This window comes from Actinomycetospora callitridis, from assembly GCF_028737265.1.
Lineage (GTDB): Bacteria > Actinomycetota > Actinomycetes > Mycobacteriales > Pseudonocardiaceae > Actinomycetospora > Actinomycetospora callitridis.
The window spans coordinates 828,398-850,761 of sequence record NZ_JAQZAK010000001.1; the positions used below are offsets into that span (position 1 = coordinate 828,398).

Consider the following 22,364-nt stretch of genomic DNA (forward strand, 5'->3'; position numbering starts at 1 on the left):
CCGCCCGAGATTACGCCCGCTCGGATCCCTCGCCCGGGGTCGCGTCGGCGGCGTCCCGGTCGGTGTCCTGCTCGGTCTGCTGGTCGGTCTGCTGGTCGGTCTGCTGCTCGGCCTCGCGGAGCCTCGCGATCCGCATCCGCGTGGCCTCGAGCTCGCGCTGGTGCGCGGCGGCGTCCTCGACCTCCTCGGGCGTCGGCATCGTGATCCGCCCGCCGCTGGCCTGCGCGACGCGGCCGAGGTCGCGGGTGCGGACGCCAACCAGCGCCAGCTCGGTCTCGTCGCCGCGCACCGCGCGCACCCACCCGCGCTCGACCACGCGCAGGGTGGCGAGGTCGTCCCACGCGAGCCGGTGCGAGCCCCAGGCCGAGCGCACCCGCAGGGCCTCGACGTCGACGGTCGTGCGCGTGCGCACCACCCACCAGCCCAGGGCGAGGGGGAGGAGGAACACCAGGAACCAGGGGCCGCCGAGGAACGCGATCGGGGAGATGCAGATCGCGACGAAGCCGACGGCGATCAGCGCCGGCATCGGGACGGCCCGGAACGTCGCCGGGCGGGCCGGCACCTCGTCGGTCGTAGCCGCCGTCGTGCTCGCCGATGTCCTTGCCGTCGTCCCCCGCTCGGTGCTCACTCCCACGATGGTGCCAGCAGGCCGGTGTCCGGGCGCGGTGTGCCGCCGGAGCGCTCAGCCCGGGGCGCGGCGGGCGCGGTAGAGGCCGACGAGGTCGTCGGCGACGGCCCCGGCGCGGGCGCACTCGAAGCGGTGGGTCGTCCCGTCGAGGGTGTGGATCGCGACGGTGGGGAAGCGGATCTGGGCCGCCCACCTCCGTGCGGTCGGGGTGACCTCGATCGTCACGACCGAGCCGGCGGGGATCGCGCGGATCGTGGGTCCGGGCCGCACGGCGTCGTCGGCGGCCTCGGCGCAGAACACGATCTCGTCGGGGTAGAGGAGCAGGTGCCCGGGCACCAGGTCGGGCTCGCCGGTGCCCTCCGGGGCGCCGAGCCCGGGCTCGAGCAGCGCCGCCTGCCGCCGACGGCCCGGCTTCGCCGGACGGCGCGCGCTGCGGGCGAGTGCCTCGCTGTTCTGCTCAGGCGCCGGCTGCCGGTCCGCGGCGGCCGTCGCCGTGCCCCGCGCGTGGCGTCGGCGGTACCACCGCGGCCCGAACCACGACGGGCCCCACAGCCCGAGGATGATCACCAGGACCGCGGCGAGCAGCAACGGCGCGGCGATCCGCGACCCGGTCCGGCCCTCGGGGAGGACGAAGGTCGCGGCGTAGTCGAACGCGAGCAGGGCGCCGGCGGGGAAGACGAAGAGCGGCGCCGAACCGGTCGGGCCGCCCACCCAGCTGCGCCACGTGCCGCGCCAGACCAGCACCGTCACGACGACGCAGCCCAGGCCGAGGGCGAGGGCCGCCCAGCCCTGCACCGGCGGGACGTCACTCGGGGACGACGTCATCGGTCTGCTCCCCGACCCGGTCGACGGCGTCGTCGTTGACCTCGTCCATCAGCACCGCCCCGCCCCAGCCGCCCAGGGCGCCCAGCGCGAACCCCGCGGCGGTGCCCACACCGGGGAACAGCAGCGTGCCGAGGGCGGCGCCCGCGGCGGCCCCACCGACGGCCCCGACTCCCACCGTCGCGCCCTGCGCCGCCGCGCGCCCGGCGCGCTCCGCCGTGCTGAAGCGGGGGTTGTCGGCGTCCGAGAGCAACTGCCCGGCGGCGGGGCCGACGAAGGCCAGCCGGTTGCCCAGCGTCGTCACGTCGGCGTACCGCGCGCCGGCCGCGGCCCTCGCCGCCGGGTCCAGGGCCGCCGCCGCGGCCTCCCGCAGCAGGTTCTGGTGCGCGCCGACCGCGCCGAGCCCGGTGCCCACGGCGAAGCTGGTCGTGGTGCGCAGCGACTGCTCGACGGCCAGGGCGTCGCTCGCCGCCGACCCGATGCGCTCGACCTCCGCGGCGGCGCGCTCGTTGGCGGCCCGCGCGCGGTCCTGCGCGTCGGTCAGCGCCCGGGTGGCCGGCTCGTAGCCGACGGTGCCGTAGCTGTCCGCCGCCGCGGCGAAGTGCGCGTCCCACTGGCCCTGCGCCGCCTCGAGCTCGGCCGCGTAGGTCTCCAGCGGCCCGGCCGCGTCCGCGAGGACGGCGACGGCCCGTAACCGCGCCGCGGTGGCGACGGCGGCGACCGCGAACGCCTCGGCGGCCCGTCCGGTCCACGAGCCGGTGGTGCGCTCGAGCGCGTCCTGCACCTGGCGCGCCGCGTCCTCCGCGGTCCGTCGCGCGTCGCGCAGCCGGGCGGCGGCGGCGCGCAGCGCCACGGGATCGCCGGCGAGAGTGCGGGGCATCCCGGTGCGACTCAGCCGCCGGGGACCGTGTCGAGGGACGCCGCGGCCGCGCCGTCACGCCCGCGGTAGGCCTCGGCGCTGTCGGCCAGGTCCTGCGACAGCTCCCGGGCCTCGCGGCCGCGTTCGTCCGAGCGGCTCCGTGCCCCGGCGCCGAAGGCGGCGAGGACGTCCCCGAGGGGCCCCTCGCCCGCCGCGCCCCCCGCGACGGTGGCCGCCGCGGCGATCTCCTCGCCGAAGGCCCGCATCGTCGACTCGGCGGCGCCCGTCGCGACGGCCGCGGCGTCGACGACGGCGGGATCGACCCGGAACCCACCGCCCGGCGCGGTCATGTGGCCCTCCCTCACCCGGTGCTGCGCGGCGTCCGACTGTACGAGCGGACCGGGGTCGTCGAGGGCCGATTGCGCAATCCGTGGTGCTCCGTGGTGCCGCCCGGGGAGCGGGACGGATCACGACGGCACGGTGGCTGGGTGGGGGACGGGGCGTGCTACGGTCCTTGCATGCAGCGAATTCTCGTACTCGCCGGGCGCGTCAGCGCCTGACGAGCCTCGTGCTCGCTGCCTAGTTCGCTGACGCGCCGGCCCTCTCCGCCTCCTGGCGGCGAGGGCTTTTTCGTGTCCGGGGCTCGTTCACACACTCGTACCTGATCCCCCAGAGGCTGATCACCGATGACCACAGCCAGACCGCGCCCGGCGCCGCGCTCCGGCGTGCCGACCGAGCAGCAGGACCAGGCCGCGCAACCCGCGACCCGTCCGGCCGCTCCTCGTCCTGCCCGCGTCGACCCCTCCCCGGCGACGGGGGCCCAGTCCCTCGTGCGCTCGCTCGAGGCCGTCGGCTGCGACGTCGTCTTCGGCATTCCCGGCGGCGCGATCCTCCCGGCCTACGACCCGCTCTACGACTCCACGCTCGTGCGCCACATCCTCGTGCGCCACGAGCAGGGGGCGGGGCACGCCGCCACCGGCTACGCGCAGGCCACCGGCCGCGTCGGCGTCTGCATCGCGACCTCCGGCCCGGGGGCGACGAACCTCGTCACGCCGCTCGCGGACGCGATGCTCGACTCGGTGCCGATCGTCGCGATCACGGGGCAGGTGGGCCGCAAGCTCATCGGCACCGACGCGTTCCAGGAAGCCGACATCTGCGGCATCACGCTGCCGATCACCAAGCACAACATGCTGGTCACCGACCCGGCGGACATCCCGCGGGCGATCACCGAGGCGTTCCACATCGCCTCCACCGGGCGTCCCGGCCCGGTCCTGGTCGACCTGCCCAAGGACGTCCTGCAGGCCCAGACCACCTTCAGCTGGCCGGTCGAGACCCGACTGCCCGGCTACCGGCCGACCACCCGGCCGCACTCCAAGCAGATCCGGGAGGCCGCCCGCCTGATCGGCGAGGCGCGTCGCCCGGTGCTCTACGTCGGCGGCGGTGTGATCAAGGCCGAGGCCTCCACCGAGCTCCTCGACCTCGCCGACGAGACCGGCGCGCCCGTGGTCACCACCCTCATGGCCCGAGGCGCGTTCCCCGATGGCCACCGCCAGAACCTGGGGATGCCGGGTATGCACGGCACCGTCGCCGCCGTCGCGGCGATGCAGAAGTCCGATCTGCTGATCGCCCTCGGGGCGCGGTTCGACGACCGCGTCACCGGCGACCTCTCGACCTTCGCCCCCGAGGCGAAGATCGTCCACGCGGACGTCGACCCGGCCGAGATCGGCAAGAACCGGCCGGCGGACGTGCCGATCGTGGGCGACGCCCGCGAGGTCATCATCGAGCTCACGAGCGCCCTGCGGGCCGCGGGGGAGGACGCCCGCAGCGGCCGTCACGAGCAGCAGCGCGACTGGTGGGACCAGCTCGAGCGCTGGCGGTCGACGTTCCCGCTGGGCTACGACGACCCGCCCGACGGCACGCTCTCGCCCGAGTACGTCATCGAGCGGATCGGGGCGATCGCCGGCCCCGACGCCATCTACGCGGCGGGCGTCGGGCAGCACCAGATGTGGGCGGCGCAGTTCATCCGCTACGAGAAGCCGCGCACGTGGCTCAACTCCGGCGGCGCCGGGACCATGGGCTACGGCGTGCCCGCCGCCATGGGGGCCAAGGTCGGCCGGCCGGACACCACCGTGTGGTGCATCGACGGCGACGGCTGCTTCCAGATGACCAACCAGGAGCTCGCGACCTGCGCGATCGAGGGCATCCCGATCAAGGTCGCGGTCATCAACAACGGCAACCTCGGCATGGTCCGCCAGTGGCAGACCCTGTTCTACGAGGAGCGCTACTCGAACACCGAGCTCGGCACGCACAAGCACCGCGTGCCCGACTTCGTCATGCTCGCCGAGGCGCTCGGGTGCGTGGGCCTGCGCTGCGGGTCGAAGGACGACGTCGACCGGGTGATCGCGGAGGCCATGGCCATCGACGACCGCCCGGTGGTCATCGACTTCACCGTCGGCGCCGACGCGCAGGTCTGGCCGATGGTCGCGGCCGGGACGGGCAACGACCAGATCATGGCGGCCCGCGACATCCGGCCGCTGTTCGACGACCCGGAAGCGGGCGGAGCGGACGAGGTTGCCAATAAGGAGAGGGGGACAGCATGACCACCACACACACCCTGTCCGTCCTCGTCGAGGACAAGCCCGGCGTGCTCGCACGCATCTCCGGCCTGTTCTCGCGGCGCGGCTACAACATCCAGTCGCTCGCCGTGGGCCCCACCGAGGAGGAGGGGATCTCGCGCATGACGATCTGCGTGACCGTCGACGACTTCCCCCTCGAGCAGGTGACGAAGCAGCTCAACAAGCTCGTCCACGTCATCAAGATCGTGGAGCTGGAGCCGACGACCTCGGTGCAGCGCGAGCTCGTCATGATGAAGATCCGCGCGGACGCGAGCGTGCGCTCGCAGGTCCTCGAGGTCACGCAGATGTTCCGGGCCAAGGTCGTCGACGTCGCCCCCGAGGCGGTCACCGTCGAGGCCACCGGCACCGAGGACAAGCTCAACGCCCTGCGTCGCATGCTCGAGCCGTACGGCATCCGCGAGATCGTGCAGTCCGGGATGGTCGCGCTGTCCCGTGGGCCGCGCTCCATCGCCGCACACCACCGTTAGGTTCGACCCAGCCAGCAACGCCTGGTCGTCATTCCCGGAAGGAAGTAGTACTGCCCATGAGTGCCCCGACCACCGGCAACGCCGAGGTCTTCTACGACTCCGACGCCGACCTCTCGATCATCCAGGGACGCAAGGTCGCCGTCATCGGCTACGGCAGCCAGGGTCACGCCCACGCGCTGTCTCTGCGCGACTCGGGTGTCGACGTGCGGGTCGGCCTGCCGGAGGCGTCGAAGTCCCGCGCGGCCGCCCAGGAGGAGGGGCTGCGCGTCGTCACGCCGGCCGAGGCCTCCGCCGAGGCCGACGTGATCATGATCCTCGCGCCGGACACCAAGCAGCGCACGATCTACGCCGACGACATCGCCCCGAACCTCGAGTCGGGCAACGCGATCTTCTTCGGTCACGGCTTCAACATCCGCTACGACCTCATCCAGCCGCCGAAGGACATCGACGTCGCGATGGTCGCCCCGAAGGGGCCCGGCCACCTCGTGCGTCGCCAGTTCGTCGACGGCAAGGGCGTGCCGTGCCTCATCGCCGTCGAGCAGGACGCGACGGGCGGGGCCCAGGCGCTCGCGCTGGCCTACGCCGCGGCCATCGGCGGCGCCCGCGCCGGCGTCATCAAGACGACGTTCACCGAGGAGACCGAGACCGACCTCTTCGGCGAGCAGGCCGTGCTCTGCGGCGGCACGTCGGCGCTGGTCCAGGCCGGGTTCGAGACGCTGGTCGAGGCCGGATACCAGCCCGAGATCGCCTACTTCGAGTGCCTCCACGAGCTCAAGCTGATCGTGGACCTCATGTACGAGAACGGCATCTACGGCCAGCGGTACTCCATCAGCGACACCGCCGAGTACGGCGACCTCACCCGCGGCCCGCGCATCGTCAACAACGCGGTCAAGGAGGAGATGCGCAAGATCCTGGGCGAGATCCAGGACGGCACCTTCGCCCGCGAGTGGGTGGCCGAGGACGACAACGGCCGCCCGAACTTCACCAAGCTCGAGGAGGAGGGCAAGGCCCACCAGATCGAGCAGGTCGGCGCGAAGCTCCGCGGCCTCATGCCCTGGATGGCCCGCCCGACCACCTGAGTCGCGCCCGGTTCCTCTCCGCGCGGAGGGCACCATCAGCCGCACAGAGCGGCGGATGGTGCCCTTCGCTCGTTCCCGGCGAGCTCCGCGCCGATCATGTGAATCGGTTCACGCCGGGTCGGTACGGTCCCGGTCAGTGCGGGACGATGCCCCGCAGCACGTCGGCGTGTGTTGACATCGGGTAGGTGCAGGGCTCGTCGGCGTGAACCCACCGCCGACCCCTGGAGCGAACTCACCGATGACCACCGCCGCCAGCAAGCCCGTCGTCCTGATGGCCGAGAAGCTCGCGCCGTCGACGTTGGAGGTGTTCGGCGACGAGGTCGAGATCCGCACCGTCGACGGCACCGACCGCCCGGCCCTGCTCGAGGCCGTGGCGACCGCCGACGCCCTGCTCGTCCGCTCGGCCACCCAGGTCGACGCCGAGGTCTTCGACGCCGCCAAGCAGCTGAAGATCGTCGGGCGCGCCGGCGTCGGGCTCGACAACGTCGAGGTCCCGGCCGCGACCTCGCACGGCGTCATGGTCGTCAACGCGCCGACCTCGAACATCGTCTCCGCCGCCGAGCACGCCCTGGCGCTGCTGCTGGCCACCGCCCGGCGCATCCCCGAGGCCGACGCGAGCCTGCGGGCCGGCAAGTGGGAGCGCAGCAAGCTCTCCGGCGTCGAGATCCAGGGCAAGACCGTCGGCGTCATCGGCCTCGGCAAGATCGGGCAGCTGTTCGCGAGCCGCATCGCGTCGTTCGGCACGCACGTCATCGCCTACGACCCGTACCTGCCGCAGAGCCGCGCCACCCAGCTCGGCATCGAGCTCGTCGAGCTCGACGAGCTCCTGGGCCGTGCGGACATGATGACGATCCACCTGCCGAAGACCCCCGAGACGCAGGGCCTCATCGGCAAGGAGGCGCTGGCCAAGACCAAGCCGGGCGTCATCATCATCAACGCCGCACGCGGCGGGCTCGTCGACGAGGAGGCGCTGGCCGAGGCCGTGCGCTCCGGGCACGTGGCGGGCGCGGGTGTCGACGTCTACGTCACCGAGCCGACCACCTCGAGCCCGCTCTTCGAGCTCCCCCGGGTCACGGTGACCCCGCACCTCGGCGCCTCGACCGCGGAGGCCCAGGACCGCGCCGGCACGGACGTCGCGTACTCGGTGCTCGCCGGGCTGCGCGGCGACTTCGTGCCCGACGCCGTGAACGTCTCCGGCGGCGCGGTGGGCGAGGAGGTCCGGCCGTGGCTGGGCATCACCCAGAAGCTGGGCGTGCTGCTCTCCGACCTGGTCGGCGCCCCGCGCGAGCTGCAGGTGCTGGTGCGTGGCGAGCTCGCCCACGAGGACGTCTCGGTGCTGTCGCTCGCCGCCCTGCGCGGGGTGTTCGGCGAGGTCGTCGACGAGCCGGTCACCTTCGTCAACGCGCCGGCCCTGGCCGAGGAGCGCGGTGTCACCGTCGCCGTCGAGACCGAGAGCGAGAGCCCCAACCACCGCAGCATGGTCACCCTGCGCGCGGTGCGCGAGGACGGCGACGCGATCTCGGTGTCGGGCACGCTGACCGGCGAGGACGAGGTCGAGAAGCTCGTCGAGATCAACGGCCGCAGCTTCGACCTGCGCGCCGAGGGCGACGTCCTGCTCTTCGAGTACTCGGACCGCCCCGGGGCGATGGGCGTCGTCGGCACGATGCTCGGCGAGTCGGACGTCAACATCGAGGCCGCGCAGATGTCGCAGACGCGGGACAAGTCGTCGTCGATCATGCTGCTCCGTGTCGACCAGCCGGTCGCGACGGAGGTCCTCGAGCCCATCGGGGCGACCCTCGGGGCGCGGACGACGCGGCTGATCAGCTTCGGGTGACCGTTTCGTCCGGTGGGGTGAGGGCCCGTGGCCCAAACCCCGCCGGGCGCAGCAACCCGGTCGGACAACGAACTCCAACGATCCGGCGATCCGGCTGCGTGATCGACCGACACGCCTAGTAGTCTCCGCGAGTCGGCCCCGGTCACCCCGTCGCGGGGCGACCCGCTCGTGGAGGTTGTTGCGGATGCGACTCGCGGTGGTGCCCGGCGACGGCATCGGTCCCGAGGTCGTCGGCGAAGCGCTCAAGGTCCTCGACGAGGTCGCTCCCTCGGTGGAGACCACCCAGTACGACCTCGGTGCGGCGCGCTGGCACTCGACGGGTGAGCTGCTGCCCGAATCGGTGCTCTCCGAGCTGCGGGAGCACGACGCGATCCTGCTCGGCGCGGTCGGCGACCCGTCGGTGCCCAGCGGCATCCTCGAGCGCGGGCTGCTGCTGCGCCTGCGCTTCGAGCTCGACCACCACGTCAACCTGCGCCCCGCCCGGCTGTACCCCGGGGTGCGCGGGCCGCTGTCGGCGGCCCAGGAGATCGACCTCGTCGTGGTCCGCGAGGGCACCGAGGGCCCGTACGCGGGCACCGGCGGCCTGCTGCGCAAGGACACCCCGCAGGAGATCGCCACCGAGGTCAGCATCAACACCGCGTTCGGCGTCGAGCGCGTCGTGCGGGACGCCTTCACCCGCGCCTCGCTGCGTCCGCGCCGCAAGCTGACGCTGGTGCACAAGACCAACGTGCTCACCCACGCCGGCTCGCTGTGGTCGCGCGTGGTCGAGGAGGTCTCGCTCGAGCACCCGGACGTCGCCGTCGACTACCAGCACGTCGACTCGACGACGATCCACATGGTCACCGACCCGGGCCGCTACGACGTGATCGTCACCGACAACCTGTTCGGCGACATCCTCACCGACCTCGCGGCGGCGGTCACCGGCGGCATCGGCATCGCGGCGTCGGGCAACCTCGACGTCTCGCGCGCCAACCCGAGCATGTTCGAGCCGGTCCACGGGTCCGCGCCCGACATCTCGGGCAAGGGCATCGCCGACCCCACGGCCGCGATCCTCTCGGTGGCCCTGCTGCTCGACCACCTCGGCGAGCCTGAGCTGGCCCGCCGGGTCGAGGCCGCCGTGGCGTTCGACCTCGCCACCCGCGACCACACCAACCCGGGCGGCACCCACGCGGTCGGCGACCGCCTCGCCGCCCTGGTCTCCTCCGCCGCGGGCACCCGCACCCCGGCGTAGTAGTCGGGACCGCACCGGTCGGTGCAAGCCCTGCGTCCACGCTTGCACTGGGTGCGAGGAAACCCGCGTCGATCATGAGTGCGCGGCGGTGGGACCTCGTCGTCGCCGGGGTGGAGCTGGCGTGCGGCATCGGGGTCGCGGCGTACTTCGTCGTTCTCGGGCTCATTGCGGACGGTGCCCCGGACCGGTCGGCGCCGGACCGCGCGTCCCCGTTCCTGCTCGCCGCCCCTGGGCCTCGGGGTGCTCGGCACGATGGCGTGGCGCAGCGTGCGCCGCGCCAGAGCCGCGCCGGCTCCCGCACATGATCGAAGCGGATTTCCTGGCGTTGAGTGCAAGCGTGGACGCAGCGCTGGCACACCCCGTGTGCCGCCCCCACCCCAAGCCCCGCCCGCGCTGTCGAAGCACGGGTACGAGGAGCTGGCGCGGATCGTCGAGATCCTCGGGCGCGCCGGGATCCTCGCGCCCCGGCTCCCCGACCCCGCGGACCTGCGGGAGTCCGTGGCCGACGCCGGCGAGCCCGTCACCGCCGGCACGGTGCTCGGGGCGCTCCAGGAGGCCGAGTACTGGCACCCCGGCGTCGACGCCGACGAGTACCTCGCCGCCCTGGCCTTCCACGACGGCCACGGCGAGCAGCTCGCCGACACCGTGGCCGGCCACGTGGACGACCTCGCCCGGCTGGTCGGCGACGCGCTGACCGTGCGCCTCGAGCACCTCGAGATCGGCGAGCGCCACCGCATCGCCCTCCGCCTCGGTGACGACGTCCACGATCTCGACTACCGCGGTGCCGCGAAGTACCCCAGCACCGTCGTCCACCTCACCGTGGCGCGCGCCGCCCACGCGCGGGGGCGGCGCCTCGCCTGGCTCTGGGTCGACCAGGGCGTCTGGATCACGGCGCTGCGCGGTGGGACGACGGTGGAGGCGCTCAACGCCGAGCTGGCCGGCAGCGAGCCCTGGGAGTGGGTCGACGAGCAGCCCCCGACGGCCGCGGGCGAGCCGTGAGACGCGGGTCGGGATAGGGTCCGCGCCCGTGCGTCTCGCCCGGATCACCCACGCGGACGGTGTGTCGTTCGCCGCCCTGCAGTCGCCCACCACCGCGGGCGGTGAGCCCGACGGCGGAGACATCTGCGCCGAGATCGCCGAGCACCCGTTCGGCGACCCGACCTTCACCGGACGGACCTGGCCGCTGGCCGACGTCCGGCTGCTCGCGCCGATCCTGCCCACCAAGGTCGTGTGCATCGGCAAGAACTACGCCGACCACGTCAGCGAGATGGGCGGCGAGGCCCCGCCCGCGCCGCTGATCTTCATGAAGCCCTCGACCACGGTCATCGGCCCCGGCGTCGCGATCCAGCTGCCGCCCGACTCGCAGCGCGTCGACTACGAGGGCGAGCTCGCGATCGTCATCGGCCGGCCGTGCCGCGACGTCCCCGAGGCCCGCGCCCGCGACGTCGTCCTGGGCTACACGGTGGCCAACGACGTCACCGCCCGGGACCTCCAACAGGCCGACGGGCAGTGGACGCGGGCGAAGGGCTACGACTCCTTCTGCCCCCTCGGGCCCTGGATCGAGACGACCATCGACCCCGGTGACCTCGCGATCCGCACCGAGCTCGACGGTGAGGTCCGCCAGGACTCCCGCACGCACCTGCTGCTGCACCCCGTCGAGGAGCTCATCGCCTACATCTCGCGGGTGATGACCCTGCTGCCGGGCGACGTGATCCTCACCGGCACCCCGGCGGGCGTCGGGCCGATGGCGTCGGGCCAGCAGGTCAGCGTCACCGTCGAGGGCATCGGCTCGCTGACCAACCCCGTCCAGGCGCGTTAGGCCGCCCCGTACCCTGGACGGGATCGATTCGTCGGGACCGAAGGGGCGCGCGCAGGTGGTGGAGACGGCCGGGACACCGGAGCCGGACTGGGTGTCGACGATGGCCGACGAGGTGATCGAGGCCGCCACGCGGCGCCATCCGCACCAGAAGATCGTCTGCGCGTCCGGCCTGAGCCCCTCGGGCCCGATCCACCTGGGCAACCTGCGCGAGGTCATGACCCCGCACCTCGTCGCCGACGAGATCCGCCGCCGCGGGTACGACTGCGAGCACCTGATCTCGTGGGACGACTACGACCGCTTCCGCCGCCTCCCCGCCGGGATCGACCCCGCGTGGGAGGAGCACATCGGCAAGCCGCTCTCCGCGGTGCCGGCGCCGGCGGGCAGCGAGCACCCGAACTGGGCGGAGCACTTCAAGGCGCCGATGATCGCCGCGCTCGACGAGCTGGGCGTGCCCTACCGCGGGATCAGCCAGACCGAGCAGTACACGTCGGGCGCCTACCGCGACCAGGTGCTGCTCGCGATGCGCGAGCGCGCCCGGATCGACGGCATCCTCGGGCGCTTCCGCACGAAGAAGAAGGAGACCCCGGAGAACGACGACCCCGATGACGGCGGCGACGTCGTCACCGGGAGCGAGTACTTCCCGTTCAAGCCCTACTGCGGGGCCTGCGGGCGCGACGACACCACGGTCACCGCCTACGACGACGACACCACGGAGATGACCTACACGTGCGCGTGCGGGTCCTCCGAGACGGTGCTGCTGCGGGAGTTCACGCGCGGCAAGCTCGTGTGGAAGGTCGACTGGCCGATGCGCTGGGCCTACGAGGGCGTGCACTTCGAGCCCTCGGGCGTCGACCACTCCTCGCCCGGCTCGTCGTTCCAGGTCGGCGGGCTGATCGTGGACGAGGTCTTCGGCGGCGAGGCCCCGATCGGCCCCATGTACGCGTTCGTCGGCATCACCGGGCAGGCGAAGATGTCGAGCTCGCGCGGGTCGGTGCCCACGCCCGGCGACGCCCTCGAGATCCTCGAGGTGCCGGTGCTGCGGTGGCTGTTCGCCCGCCGCCGCCCCAACCAGGCGATCAAGGTCGCGTTCGACCAGGAGATCCACCGCCTCTACGACGAGTGGGACGCCCTGGGGCGCAAGGTGGCCGCCGGGACGGCCGGTGGCATCGAGACCACCGGCCACCTCCGCGCCGTGACGACGGCCGAGCGCGCGCTGCCGACGACCCCGGAGCCGGTGGCCTACCGGACGCTCGCGTCGGTCGTCGACATCACCGCGGGCGACCCCGCCCAGCTCGAGCGCATCCTGGCCGGGCTGGACGCGACGCCCGACGGCGCGCGCCCGCGCCTCGACCGCGCCGCCGCCTGGGTCGCGACCTACATGCCCGAGGACGCGCACACCCGGCTGCGCGGGGAGCCGGACGCCGGTCTGCTCGGCGAGCTCGACGAGCAGGACCGCGAGGCCGTCGCGATGCTGCGCGACCACCTCACCGACGACTGGTCGCTCGACGGCCTGACGACGCTGGTCTACGGCGTGCCCAAGAAGCAGGCGGGGCTCCCGCTCGACGTCAAGCCCACCGACGAGCTCAAGGCCGCGCAGCGCCGCTTCTTCGTCACGGTCTACCGGCTGCTGATCGGCGCCGACACCGGCCCGCGCCTGCCCACCCTGCTCCTCGCCGCCGGCCCCGAGCGGGTGCGGCACCTGCTGGGCGGCTGATCCCGGCTGCAGGGCCACTACCGCAGGAAGCTCCCGAGCACGCCGCCGACGCCGCTCTGGCCGGCCTGCTGGCCGCTGCCCTGGCCGGCGACGCCGCTGACCGGCACCTCCTCGGAGGGCTGGACGATGACGAAGCCGCGGCCGGCGAAGCCCATGGTGAAGGCCTCGCCGGTCGTGCGGCCGAGCAGCGTGCCGAGGCCGAGCTGGTCGGCGCGGTGCACCCCGACCTGCAGGCCGGCCGACCACGCGATGGCGGCCTGCGGGTCGGCGTACGTCGGCTGGTCCACGTCGAGCACCACCGGCGAGCCCTTGCACGTGATCGCGAGCCGGCCGCGTCCCCGGAACACGCAGTTGAAGAGCCCGGCCCCGGACATCGATCCGGCGCCCTGCACCATCGCGATGTCGTAGGAGAGCGACGGCTCGAACGCGAGCACGTTCTTCCCGTTGATCGTCAGCGCGTCGTCCGAGCCCTCGAGGTCGATGAGGTGCACGTCCGAGGCGGCGTCGGCCAGGAAGACGTCACCGCGGCCGCTGATCTTCATCAGCGGCACGCCCTCCCCGGTGAACTGCTGCTTGAGGAAGTTGCCGATCCCGCCCGACCCGAGGGCCTCGAAGTGCACCTGTCCCTGGAACGCGACCATCGAGCCCTGGCGCGCGAGGCAGTCGCCGTTGAGCTCGACCTTGAGCATCTTCCCGTTCTGGAGTCGCAGACCCGGCTGCGCGGACTCCTGCTCCTGGTTCTCCGGGGCGAACAGGTTGCTGCGCATCGGGGCTCCTCGTGACCTTGCGTGACAGGGAGTGCTCGCCGGGGGGAGCATCCGGCGGAATCATTCCGCTGCCGAACACGAGGAGTCAACGTCGACGTCAGCGGGGGACGCGAAGACGACGACGTTGGCGCGGACAGTTGCCCTCACCCGTCCGGGTGCGCTTCCATCCCGTCCAACCCGAGACCCGGAGTCGAGGAGGACGCCCGTGGCCGGCTCGCCGAACGCACCGTCCCGCCGGAGCATCTTCGCGGCGAGCTTCATCGGCACGTCGATCGAGTGGTACGACTACTACATCTTCGGCACCGCCGCGGCGCTGGTGTTCGGGACCCTCTTCTTCCCGCAGTTCTCCTCCGTCGCCGGCACGCTGGCCGCGTTCGGCACCTTCGCTGTCGGGTTCATCGCCCGGCCGCTGGGCGCCGCGGTGATCGGGCACTACGGGGACCGCATCGGCCGCAAGGCGATGCTCGTCCTGACCCTGCTGCTCACCGGCGGCGCGACGGCGCTCATCGGCCTGCTGCCGACGTACGCGGCGATCGGCGTCGCCGCCCCCCTGCTGCTCGTGCTCCTGCGTCTGCTGCAGGGCTTCGGCGTCGGCGGGGAGTGGGGCGGCGCGGTCCTCATCGCCACCGAGCACGCGTCCCCTCGGCGGCGCGCGGTCTACGGCAGCTTCGCGCAGTTCGGTGTGCCGATCGGCGTGCTGACGTCCAACCTCGCCTTCCTCGCCGTGGCCGGCCTGCCCGACGAGTCGTTCGTGTCCTGGGGCTGGCGCATCCCGTTCCTGCTGTCGGTGGTGCTCGTCGTCGTCGGCTTCGTCGTGCGCAGCCGCCTGCAGGACGCGCCGGAGTTCGAGCAGGTCAAGGCGAAGCGGGAGACGAGCACGGTGCCCTTCACCGAGCTCCTGCGCCGCCATCCCCGGGTGCTGGCCCTGGCGAGCCTCGCCTCGATCGCACCGCCCGCCGTCGGCTACACCGTCATCGTCTACATGCTCAGCTACGGCACGACCGCGCTGGACTACGAGCGCACCACCCTGCTGACGCTGATCATGCTCTCGACGGTCGTGTGGGTGGCGACGATCGTGGTCGCGGCGCTCCTGTCCGACCGCTACGGCTCGCGACGCGTGTTCATCATCGGTGCCGTGACGGCGGTGATCTGGCCGGTCCCGATGTTCGCACTGGTCAACACCGGATCCGCCGGGCTCGCGGGCCTCGCCTTCGCGGTGGCCGCGATCGTCCAGGGCATCATGGCCGGCGCGCAGGGCGGGCTGTTCAGCGAGATCTTCCCGGTGCGCGTGCGGTACAGCGGCATCTCGATCGCCTACCAGGTCGGGGGGATGGTCGGCGGGGCCATCACCCCGCTCGTCGCCACCGCGCTGTTCGGCGCCACCGGCTCGTCGACGCCGATCGCGCTCTACGTCACGGCCCTGTCGCTGCTGAGCCTCGTCGCGGTCTTCGGGCTCCGGGAGGGGTCCGCGCGGTCCACGGACCAGGTCCCGGCGCGGTAGGGGTCAGACCTCCGTCGGCGTGATGGCGACGGCGAGCGCGAGGTCGTCGGAGTGCGCCGCGGCGTCCCCGTTCACGGTGCCCTCCGTCATCGACACCGCGAGGACCTCCTCGGCGATGGTGCCCGCGTGCGTGCGCACCGCGTCGGCGACGTCGGCCCGCCCGGCGGTCCAGGTCAGGGCGATCCGGTCGGACACCTCGAGCCCGCGGGTCTTGCGGGCCTCCTGCACCACCCGGACGACGTCGCGGGCGAGGCCGGCGGCGCGCAGCTCGTCGGTGAGCTCGGTGTCGAGGCCGACCGACAGGCCGCCCTCGGAGCGCACCGCCCAGCCCTCCCGGGGGCTCTCCTCGACGAGGATCTCGTCGCCGGACAGCGTGATCTCCTCGCCGTCGACGACGACGGTGAGCGTGCCGTCGACCGGGGTGTCGGTGGAGGCCTTGACCGCCTCCGCGACGACCGGGGTCCGCTTCGCGAACCGCTTGCCCAGCGCCCGGAAGTTCGGCTTGACCGTCACCTCGACGAGGTCCGCACCGGCCGCCTCGACGCGCGCGACGTTGAGCTCCTCGGCGATCTCGGCGAGCAGGCCGTCCTCGAGGGCGCCGAACCCGTTCGCGGCCACGACGGCGCGGGCCAGGGGCTGGCGGGTGCGCACGCCGCTGGCGGCGCGCGTCGAGCGTCCGAGCTCGACGACCCGGCGCACGAGCGCCATCCGGTCGGCCAGCCCACGGTCGATCGCGGACTCGTCGACCTCGGGCCAGTCGGTGAGGTGCACCGAGTCGGGAGCGCCCACGACCACGTCGCCCTGGAGCAGCGTCCAGAGGTGGTCGGTGGTGAACGGGGTGAACGGCGCCATCAGCCGCGAGAGCGTCTCGACGCAGTGGTGCAGCGTGGCGAGGGCCTCGGGCTCGCCCGCCCAGAAGCGGCGGCGCGAGCGGCGCACGTACCAGTTCGACAGGCCGTCGACGAACGACGTGATCGCGCGCCCGGCGCTCGAGGAGTCGAAGTCGTCGAGCGCACGCGTGACCTCACGGACGCAGCCCGCGAGCTCGCCGAGCACCCAGCGGTCCATCGGGTGGGACCTATCGGCGTGCTTCCCTGTCTGGACCGGCTCGCCGGTGGGCCGCCAGCCCGAGGCGTTCGCGTAGGTGACCAGGAACGACGCGGTGTTCCAGTAGGTCAGCAGGACCTTGCGGACGATCTCGCGGAGCGCCTCGTGCCCGACGCGGCGGTCGACCCACGGCGAGCCCTGCGCCAGCATCAGCCAGCGCACGGCGTCGGCGCCGTGGGAGTCGAACAGCTCGAACGGGTCGAGCACGTTGCCGAGGTGCTTCGACATCTTGCGGCCCTGCTCGTCGAGCAGCAGGCCCAGGCAGACGACGTTCTCGTAGGACGACCGGTCGAACACCAGCGTGCCCACGGCCATCAGCGAGTAGAACCAGCCGCGGGTCTGGTCGATGGCCTCGCAGATGTACTGCGCGGGGTAGGCCTGCTCGAAGTCGGCCTCGTGGTGGTGCGGCGCGCCCCACTGGGCGAACGGCATCGCACCCGAGTCGTACCAGACGTCGATGACGTCGGTGACCCGTCGCATCGTGCCGCTGCCCGACGGCGCCGGGAACGTGATGTCGTCGACGAACGGGCGGTGCGGGTCGAGCTCCGAGAGGTCCTCGCCGGCCCAGCGGCCCAGCTCCGCGAGCGAGCCGACGCAGACCATCTCCGAGGGGTCGGAGTCGTTGCGCCAGATCGGCAGCGGCGTGCCCCAGTACCGGTTGCGCGAGAGCGCCCAGTCGACGTTGTTCTCGAGCCACCCGCCGTAACGGCCGTGCTTGATGTGCGGCGGGTACCAGTTCGTCCGCTCGTTCTCCTCGACCAGGCGGTCGCGGATCTCGGTGGTGCGGATGAACCACGAGGGCAGCGCGTAGTAGATCAGCGGCGTGTGGCAGCGCCAGCAGTGCGGATAGGAGTGCTCGTAGGACTCGGAGCGCCATAGCACGCCGCGTGCGCGCAGCTCGTCGACCAGCGTCGGGTCCGCGCCCTTGAAGAACATCCCGCCGACCAGCGGGACGTCGGCGTAGAAGTGCCCGTCCGGACCGATCGGGTTGACCATCTCGAGGCCCTCGGCCTTGGCCACGAGGTGGTCCTCGGCGCCGAACGCGGGCGCCATGTGCACGAGGCCGGTGCCGGCCTCGGTGGTGACGTGGTCACCGTGCACGACGCGGTGCGCGTCTCCGAAGCGCTCGTCGGAGATCAGGTCGAGCGGACGGCGGTAGTGGCTGCCGAGCAGGTCGGATCCCGCGAGGCGGTCGGTCACCCGGGCGTCCTCACCGAGCACGGACAGCAGGTCCTCGGCGACGACGAGGTCGTCCCCGGCGGCGGTCGTCGCCCGGACGTAGACGATGTCGCGGGCGACGGCGACGGCGGTGTTCGACGGCAGCGTCCAGGGTGTCGTCGTCCAGACCAGCAGGTCGGCGCCGGCAGTCTCTTCCCCCGTCGCTCCGCTCGCCCCCCAGACCCCGTCCGTCAGGGGGAAGCGCACGTAGACGGAGGGGTCGACGTCGTCCTCGTACCCGAGGGCGACCTCGTGGTCGGACAGCGGCGTCTCGTCCCGCGGGCAGTACGGGGTGACGCGGTGGTCCTCGACCAGCAGGCCCTTGTCGAAGATGGTCTTGAGCGACCACCAGACGCTCTCGACGTAGCGCGGGGCCATGGTCAGGTAGGCCTCGTCGAGGTCCACCCAGTAGCCCATGCGCTCGGTCATCGCCGCGAACGCCGAGACGTTGCGCAGCGCCGACTCCTTGCAGGCGGCGTTGAACTCCGCGATGCCGTACTTCTCGATGTCGCCCTTGCTCGTGAAGCCGAGCTCCTTCTCCACCGCGAGCTCGACCGGGAGGCCGTGGCAGTCCCAGCCGGCGCGGCGCGGGACGCTGTAGCCGCGCATCGTCTTGAAGCGCGGGAAGAGGTCCTTGAACGCCCGGGCCTCGACGTGGTGGGTGCCGGGCTGGCCGTTGGCCGTCGGCGGGCCCTCGTAGAAGATCCACGGCTCACCGCCCGCGGTGCGCTCGAGGCTGCGACGGAACACGTCGCGGTCGGCCCAGCGGGCCAGCACCTCGCGCTCGACGGCGGGCAGGTCCACGCTCGCGGGCAGGGCGGCGAACGCGGCCTTGCCGGTGGCGGGGGACGGCGGAGAGCTCACGTCTCGATCTTCCTGGTGGTGCGGCAGCCCAACTCAGCCAGCCTACCGGGGGCTCCGAGGCGGTTCTGACCTGCGGGCCCGGCGCGGTCGCGGGGGGTGTCGAACCCGCTTAGGCCGATGTCTTAGACTTGTCGGCGTCGTCGAGCGCAGCGCTTCGTCACGCTCGGTGATCGCCATGGGGTATGGTGTAATTGGCAACACGGCTGATTCTGGTTCAGTTGTTCTAGGTTCGAGTCCTGGTACCCCAGCTGCGAGCGGTGCCGGACCGTGATCTAGGGTCGTCACCGTTCTCCTAGGGCCCCGTCGTCTAGCGGCCTAGGACGCCGCCCTCTCAAGGCGGTAGCGGGGGTTCGAATCCCCTCGGGGCTACACCACACCGACGCGGTGCACCGGTTCTCCGGTGCACCGCGTTCGTCGTTCCGGCTCATTCGCGAGGGGCGGAGCGCCGCAGGTGGATGATCGGGAACGGCTTGCCGTCGGCGTCGGTGGCGGAGCGCCCGACCTCGACGAAGCCCCGCCGGCGGTACCACTCGCGGGCCGCGGGGTTCTGCTCGTTGACGTCCAGCGTGAGGATCGGGTGGTGGGCGGCCACCTCTTCGAGCAGCGCCGTCCCGGCACCCCGACCGTGCACGGAGGGGTCGACGAACAGCCCGTCGACCTCGCCGCCGCGCGCGGTGAGGAAGCCGACCACCGACCCGTCGCCGGGATCGGTCGCGAGCCGCAGGACGAGGCGCGGGAGCTCCCGGCGCAGCTGCACCTCGAACCCGTCGACGTCGGCCGGGGCGAGGAAGTCGTGCGTGGCCTCGACCGCGCGTCGCCACACGCGGAGCACGTCGTCGAGGTCGTCGGGGCTCGCGTCCCGCAGGGACCAGGGGGTGGGCGCGGTCATCGCCGGACCGCTCAGACCACGCGGGCGATCGCGGCGTAGCCCCCGGTGGGGCGTTCGCCGGGGCGGGCGGTGGGCCAGTCGACGATGTCGACCATGCCGGGCGGGACCAGGTCGAGCCCGCCGAGGAGCTCGGTGATCTCCGGGCGCGAGCGCAGGACGACCTCGGTGGCGCTGCCCCGGTAGCCGTCCTGGATCGCGCGCGTCCGCGCGGCGAGATCGGGGTCGTCGTGGTCCGCGCTGCCGTGCGACATCACGTGCACGCTGCCCGGGGCCAGCGCGTCCCGGTACCGGCCCAGGATCGCGGGGAGCGTGGGGTCGGGGACGAAGTGCAGCACCGCGACCGTGAGCAGCGCGACCGGCCGCGTCAGGTCGAGGAGATCCCGCACGCCCGGGGCGCCGAGCACCCCGTCGAGCTCGCGCATGTCGGCGCGGGTGACGCTGACCTGGTCGTATCCCGCGATCAGCTCGCGCGCGTGGGCGACGGCGACGGGCTCGAAGTCGACGTAGGCCACCCGGGCGTCCGGACGCTGGGCGAGGGCGATCTCGTGGACGTTGCCGACCGTCGGGACCCCGGAGCCGAGGTCGAGGAACTGCGCGATGCCCTGGGCGAGGCACCACTCCACGGCGCGGCGCAGGAAGTCCCGGTTCGCGCGGCAGACGTAGTCCATGTCCGGGTTCTGGGCGAGGATCTTCGCGGCCTGCTCGCGGTCGACGGCGAAGTTGTACGCCCCGCCCAGCATGTAGTCGTAGATCCGGGCGGCGTTGGCGCGGTCGAAGTCGATGCCGGCCTCCAGCGCTCGTTCGGGCTCCGGCCAACGGTGCTCGTCGCCCGTTCCAGCAGTCAAGACACGCTCCGTCCCTGCGCACGCCACCCGGCGAGGGGATCGTCGCACCGGATCGGTCGGACGGGTGTGGGGCGCACCGCTCGGGCTTGAGTGTGCCGCGACGGCACGGTGTTCCGTCGTTCTCGGACCTGCTCGCACACACCGAGGGAACGGAGTGTCCGATGACCGACACCGCTCGTGTCGCCACCCTGCCGAGGCCGATCGAGGTGGAGGAGTTCTTCGCCGATCCGGCGTTCTCCCACCCGTCGATCTCGCCGGACGGGACGCGCCTGGCCTACCTGGCGCCGCGGTACGGCCGCCGCCAGGTGTGGGTGCGGGGGATCGACGAGGAGCACGCGGACGCGGTGTGCGTGACGCAGGACGCCCGGCGCGGCATCACGACCTTCTCCTGGACCGACGACCCGCGCTGGTTGCTCTACCTCCAGGACACCGACGGCAACGAGGACTGGCACCTCCACCGGGTCGATCTCGAGGCGCCGGACACGCCGGCCCTCGACCTGACGCCCCTGCCGGCGGGGTCGCGCGTGGTCGGCTTCGAGCCGGTCCGGTCGGCGCCCGGGTACGTGCTCGTCTCGATGAACCGCCGGCCGATGTTCCTCGACCTCTTCTGGGTCGAGGTCGCCACCGGCGAGACGACCGTGCACCTCGAGCAGCCCGAGCCGCGGGGCGACTTCCTGGTCGACCGCGACGGCCGGGCGGCCTTCTACTCCTACCTCGCCGACGACGGCACGCAGGAGTTCTCCGCGGTGGACGCCGAGACCGGGGAGAAGCGTTTCCTGCGTCGGGTCGGCGGGCCGGAGCACCCGACGGGGATCCAGCCGCAGAGGGTGACGCCCGACGGGACGGGCCTGCTGGTGGGCATCTACCAGGACTCCGACGACCTGCGGCTCGTCCGGATCGACCGGGAGACCGGCGAGGAGACCGTGGTCGCGGCCGTCGAGGGACACAGCCTGGACATCATGGGCACGGCCGCCCCCGGCATGCCGCCCACCGTGTTCACCGACCGCGCCACCGGTGAGGTCCTCGCGGCCCGCTTCGTCGGCGACCGGTCCGTCATCGAGGTGGTGGACCCGCACTTCGCCGAGGTGTACGCCGCGCTCTCGCAGCTCTCCGACGGGGTGCTGGGCACGCTGTCGTCGGACGAGAGCGGGCAGCGGTGGGTCGCGTCGTTCCTCCACGACCGCGAGCCCGGCCTGACCTGGTTCTACGACCACGGCACCGGCGAGAGCCGGCTGCTGTTCCGGCCGCTCCCGCACCTGGACCCGGCCGACCTGGCGCCGCGCACGGCGGTGGGCTTCCCGGCCCGCGACGGGCTGCCGCTGCACGGGTTCCTGACGCTGCCGGTCGGCGTCGAGCCGGCGGGCCTGCCGCTGGTCCTGGTCGTGCACGGCGGGCCGTGGGCGCACGACTCGTGGTCCTACGACCCGGAGGCGCAGTTCCTGGCCAACCGGGGCTACGCGGTGCTGCACGTCAACTTCCGCGGCTCCTCGGGCTACGGACGGCGGCACACGCTCGCCGCGATCGGCGAGCTCGCGGGCACGATGCACGACGACCTCCTCGACGCCGTCGACTGGGCCGTGGGGGAGGGCTACGCCGATCCGGACCGCGTCGGCATCTACGGCGGGTCCTACGGCGGCTACGCCGCACTCGTCGGCGTGACGGTGACGCCCGACCGCTTCGCCGCCGCCGTCGACTACGTGGGCATCTCGGACCTGGCGAACTTCATGCGCACGCTGCCGCCGTTCGTGAAGCCCTACATGGTGGCCAACTGGTACCGCTACGTCGGCGACCCCGAGGTCCCCGAGCAGGAGGCGGACATGCTGGCGCGCTCGCCGATCACCATGGTCGACCGCATCCGCACCCCGCTGCTGGTGGCCCAGGGTGCCAACGACGCCCGCGTCGTGCAGGCGGAGTCCGACAACATCGTCGCGTCGCTGCGCGAGCGCGGGGTCCCGGTGGAGTACCTCGTCGCGCAGGACGAGGGTCACGGGTTCGCGAACCCCGAGAACCGGATCCGGCTCTACCGCGCGATCGAGCGGCACTTCGCCGAGCACCTCGGGGGGCGCGGCGGGATCGGCTGAGCC

The 22,364-nt window shown here is 72.8% G+C and carries 18 protein-coding genes and 2 tRNA genes; 12 read left to right on the forward strand and 8 right to left on the reverse strand.

The genetic code is table 11. The features are described from left to right. Nucleotides 1-10: 10 nt before the first annotated feature. The 4 genes from PH191_RS03980 to PH191_RS03995 are packed head-to-tail and all read right to left on the reverse strand — an operon-like array spanning nt 11 to nt 2,659. Complete coding sequence (locus PH191_RS03980) at nt 11-628, reverse strand: PH domain-containing protein (RefSeq protein WP_274193316.1); 618 nt, start codon at nt 626-628, stop codon at nt 11-13. 54 nt (nt 629-682) lie between these two features. After that, the gene (locus PH191_RS03985) at nt 683-1,453 is read right to left on the reverse strand and encodes a hypothetical protein (RefSeq protein ID WP_274193317.1); all 771 of its coding nucleotides are present in this window, start codon (nt 1,451-1,453) and stop codon (nt 683-685) included. Next, the gene (locus PH191_RS03990) at nt 1,434-2,330 is read right to left on the reverse strand and encodes a hypothetical protein (protein WP_274193318.1); all 897 of its coding nucleotides are present in this window, start codon (nt 2,328-2,330) and stop codon (nt 1,434-1,436) included. The genes PH191_RS03985 and PH191_RS03990 overlap by 20 nt, the downstream gene beginning before the upstream one ends. Nucleotides 2,331-2,341: 11 nt before the next feature. After that, a complete protein-coding gene (locus PH191_RS03995; protein WP_274193319.1) occupies nt 2,342-2,659 on the reverse strand; it encodes a hypothetical protein in 318 nt (105 codons plus the stop codon). A gap of 336 nt (nt 2,660-2,995) precedes the next feature. Here PH191_RS03995 and PH191_RS04000 point away from each other — a divergent pair, with 336 nt between their 5' ends. The 8 genes from PH191_RS04000 to lysS all read left to right on the forward strand — a co-directional run bounded on the left by PH191_RS04000 (nt 2,996) and on the right by lysS (nt 13,089). Beyond that, nucleotides 2,996-4,909 (forward strand): acetolactate synthase large subunit, encoded by a 1,914-nt coding sequence (locus PH191_RS04000; RefSeq protein ID WP_274193320.1) that lies wholly within the window; start codon nt 2,996-2,998, stop codon nt 4,907-4,909. Further along, nucleotides 4,906-5,412 (forward strand): acetolactate synthase small subunit, encoded by a 507-nt coding sequence (gene ilvN, locus PH191_RS04005; protein ID WP_274193321.1) that lies wholly within the window; start codon nt 4,906-4,908, stop codon nt 5,410-5,412. Before PH191_RS04000 ends, ilvN begins: the two co-directional genes overlap by 4 nt. A 56-nt stretch (nt 5,413-5,468) precedes the next feature. Continuing rightward, nucleotides 5,469-6,491, forward strand: coding sequence for a ketol-acid reductoisomerase (gene ilvC / locus PH191_RS04010; protein WP_274193322.1), 1,023 nt, complete (start codon nt 5,469-5,471; stop codon nt 6,489-6,491). 238 nt (nt 6,492-6,729) lie between these two features. Beyond that, nucleotides 6,730-8,325: a phosphoglycerate dehydrogenase gene (serA, locus tag PH191_RS04015; RefSeq protein WP_274193323.1), complete on the forward strand. Its 1,596-nt coding sequence runs from the start codon at nt 6,730-6,732 to the stop codon at nt 8,323-8,325. A 184-nt stretch (nt 8,326-8,509) separates the two neighbouring features. Next, entirely contained in the window at nt 8,510-9,556 is a 1,047-nt protein-coding gene (locus tag PH191_RS04020) for a 3-isopropylmalate dehydrogenase (RefSeq protein ID WP_274193324.1), read from the forward strand. Between the two features lie 363 nt (nt 9,557-9,919). Then, nucleotides 9,920-10,555 carry a hypothetical protein gene (locus PH191_RS04025; RefSeq protein ID WP_274193325.1) on the forward strand — a complete coding sequence of 212 codons (636 nt, stop codon included), beginning with the start codon at nt 9,920-9,922 and terminating at the stop codon, nt 10,553-10,555. 28 nt (nt 10,556-10,583) lie between these two features. After that, nucleotides 10,584-11,375, forward strand: coding sequence for a fumarylacetoacetate hydrolase family protein (locus PH191_RS04030; protein ID WP_274193326.1), 792 nt, complete (start codon nt 10,584-10,586; stop codon nt 11,373-11,375). Between the two features lie 55 nt (nt 11,376-11,430). Next, on the forward strand, nt 11,431-13,089 hold the full coding sequence (gene lysS, locus PH191_RS04035) for a lysine--tRNA ligase (protein WP_274193327.1): 1,659 nt from the start codon (nt 11,431-11,433) through the stop codon (nt 13,087-13,089). Nucleotides 13,090-13,106: 17 nt separating this feature from the next. Here lysS and PH191_RS04040 read toward each other — a convergent pair whose 3' ends face one another. Beyond that, on the reverse strand, nt 13,107-13,856 hold the full coding sequence (locus tag PH191_RS04040) for an AIM24 family protein (RefSeq protein WP_274193328.1): 750 nt from the start codon (nt 13,854-13,856) through the stop codon (nt 13,107-13,109). A 205-nt stretch (nt 13,857-14,061) separates the two neighbouring features. Here PH191_RS04040 and PH191_RS04045 point away from each other — a divergent pair, with 205 nt between their 5' ends. Beyond that, a complete protein-coding gene (locus tag PH191_RS04045; RefSeq protein WP_274193329.1) occupies nt 14,062-15,357 on the forward strand; it encodes an MFS transporter in 1,296 nt (431 codons plus the stop codon). A gap of 3 nt (nt 15,358-15,360) precedes the next feature. On the opposite strand, the gene ileS is transcribed toward PH191_RS04045, so the two are convergent. Beyond that, nucleotides 15,361-18,546, reverse strand: a complete 3,186-nt coding sequence (gene ileS, locus PH191_RS04050; RefSeq protein WP_274193330.1) for an isoleucine--tRNA ligase — start codon at nt 18,544-18,546, stop codon at nt 15,361-15,363. A gap of 176 nt (nt 18,547-18,722) precedes the next feature. Between ileS and PH191_RS04055 the strand changes: the two genes are divergently transcribed. Beyond that, nucleotides 18,723-18,794, forward strand: a tRNA-Gln gene (locus PH191_RS04055). Between the two features lie 48 nt (nt 18,795-18,842). Next, nucleotides 18,843-18,915, forward strand: a tRNA-Glu gene (locus PH191_RS04060). Between the two features lie 55 nt (nt 18,916-18,970). On the opposite strand, the gene PH191_RS04065 is transcribed toward PH191_RS04060, so the two are convergent. Both PH191_RS04065 and PH191_RS04070 read right to left on the reverse strand, forming a co-directional pair. After that, a complete protein-coding gene (locus tag PH191_RS04065; protein ID WP_274193331.1) occupies nt 18,971-19,435 on the reverse strand; it encodes a GNAT family N-acetyltransferase in 465 nt (154 codons plus the stop codon). An 11-nt stretch (nt 19,436-19,446) separates the two neighbouring features. Then, nucleotides 19,447-20,280 (reverse strand): SAM-dependent methyltransferase, encoded by an 834-nt coding sequence (locus PH191_RS04070; protein WP_274193332.1) that lies wholly within the window; start codon nt 20,278-20,280, stop codon nt 19,447-19,449. A gap of 161 nt (nt 20,281-20,441) precedes the next feature. Between PH191_RS04070 and PH191_RS04075 the strand changes: the two genes are divergently transcribed. Beyond that, nucleotides 20,442-22,361, forward strand: a complete 1,920-nt coding sequence (locus tag PH191_RS04075) for a S9 family peptidase (RefSeq protein ID WP_274193333.1) — start codon at nt 20,442-20,444, stop codon at nt 22,359-22,361. Nucleotides 22,362-22,364: the final 3 nt, after the last annotated feature.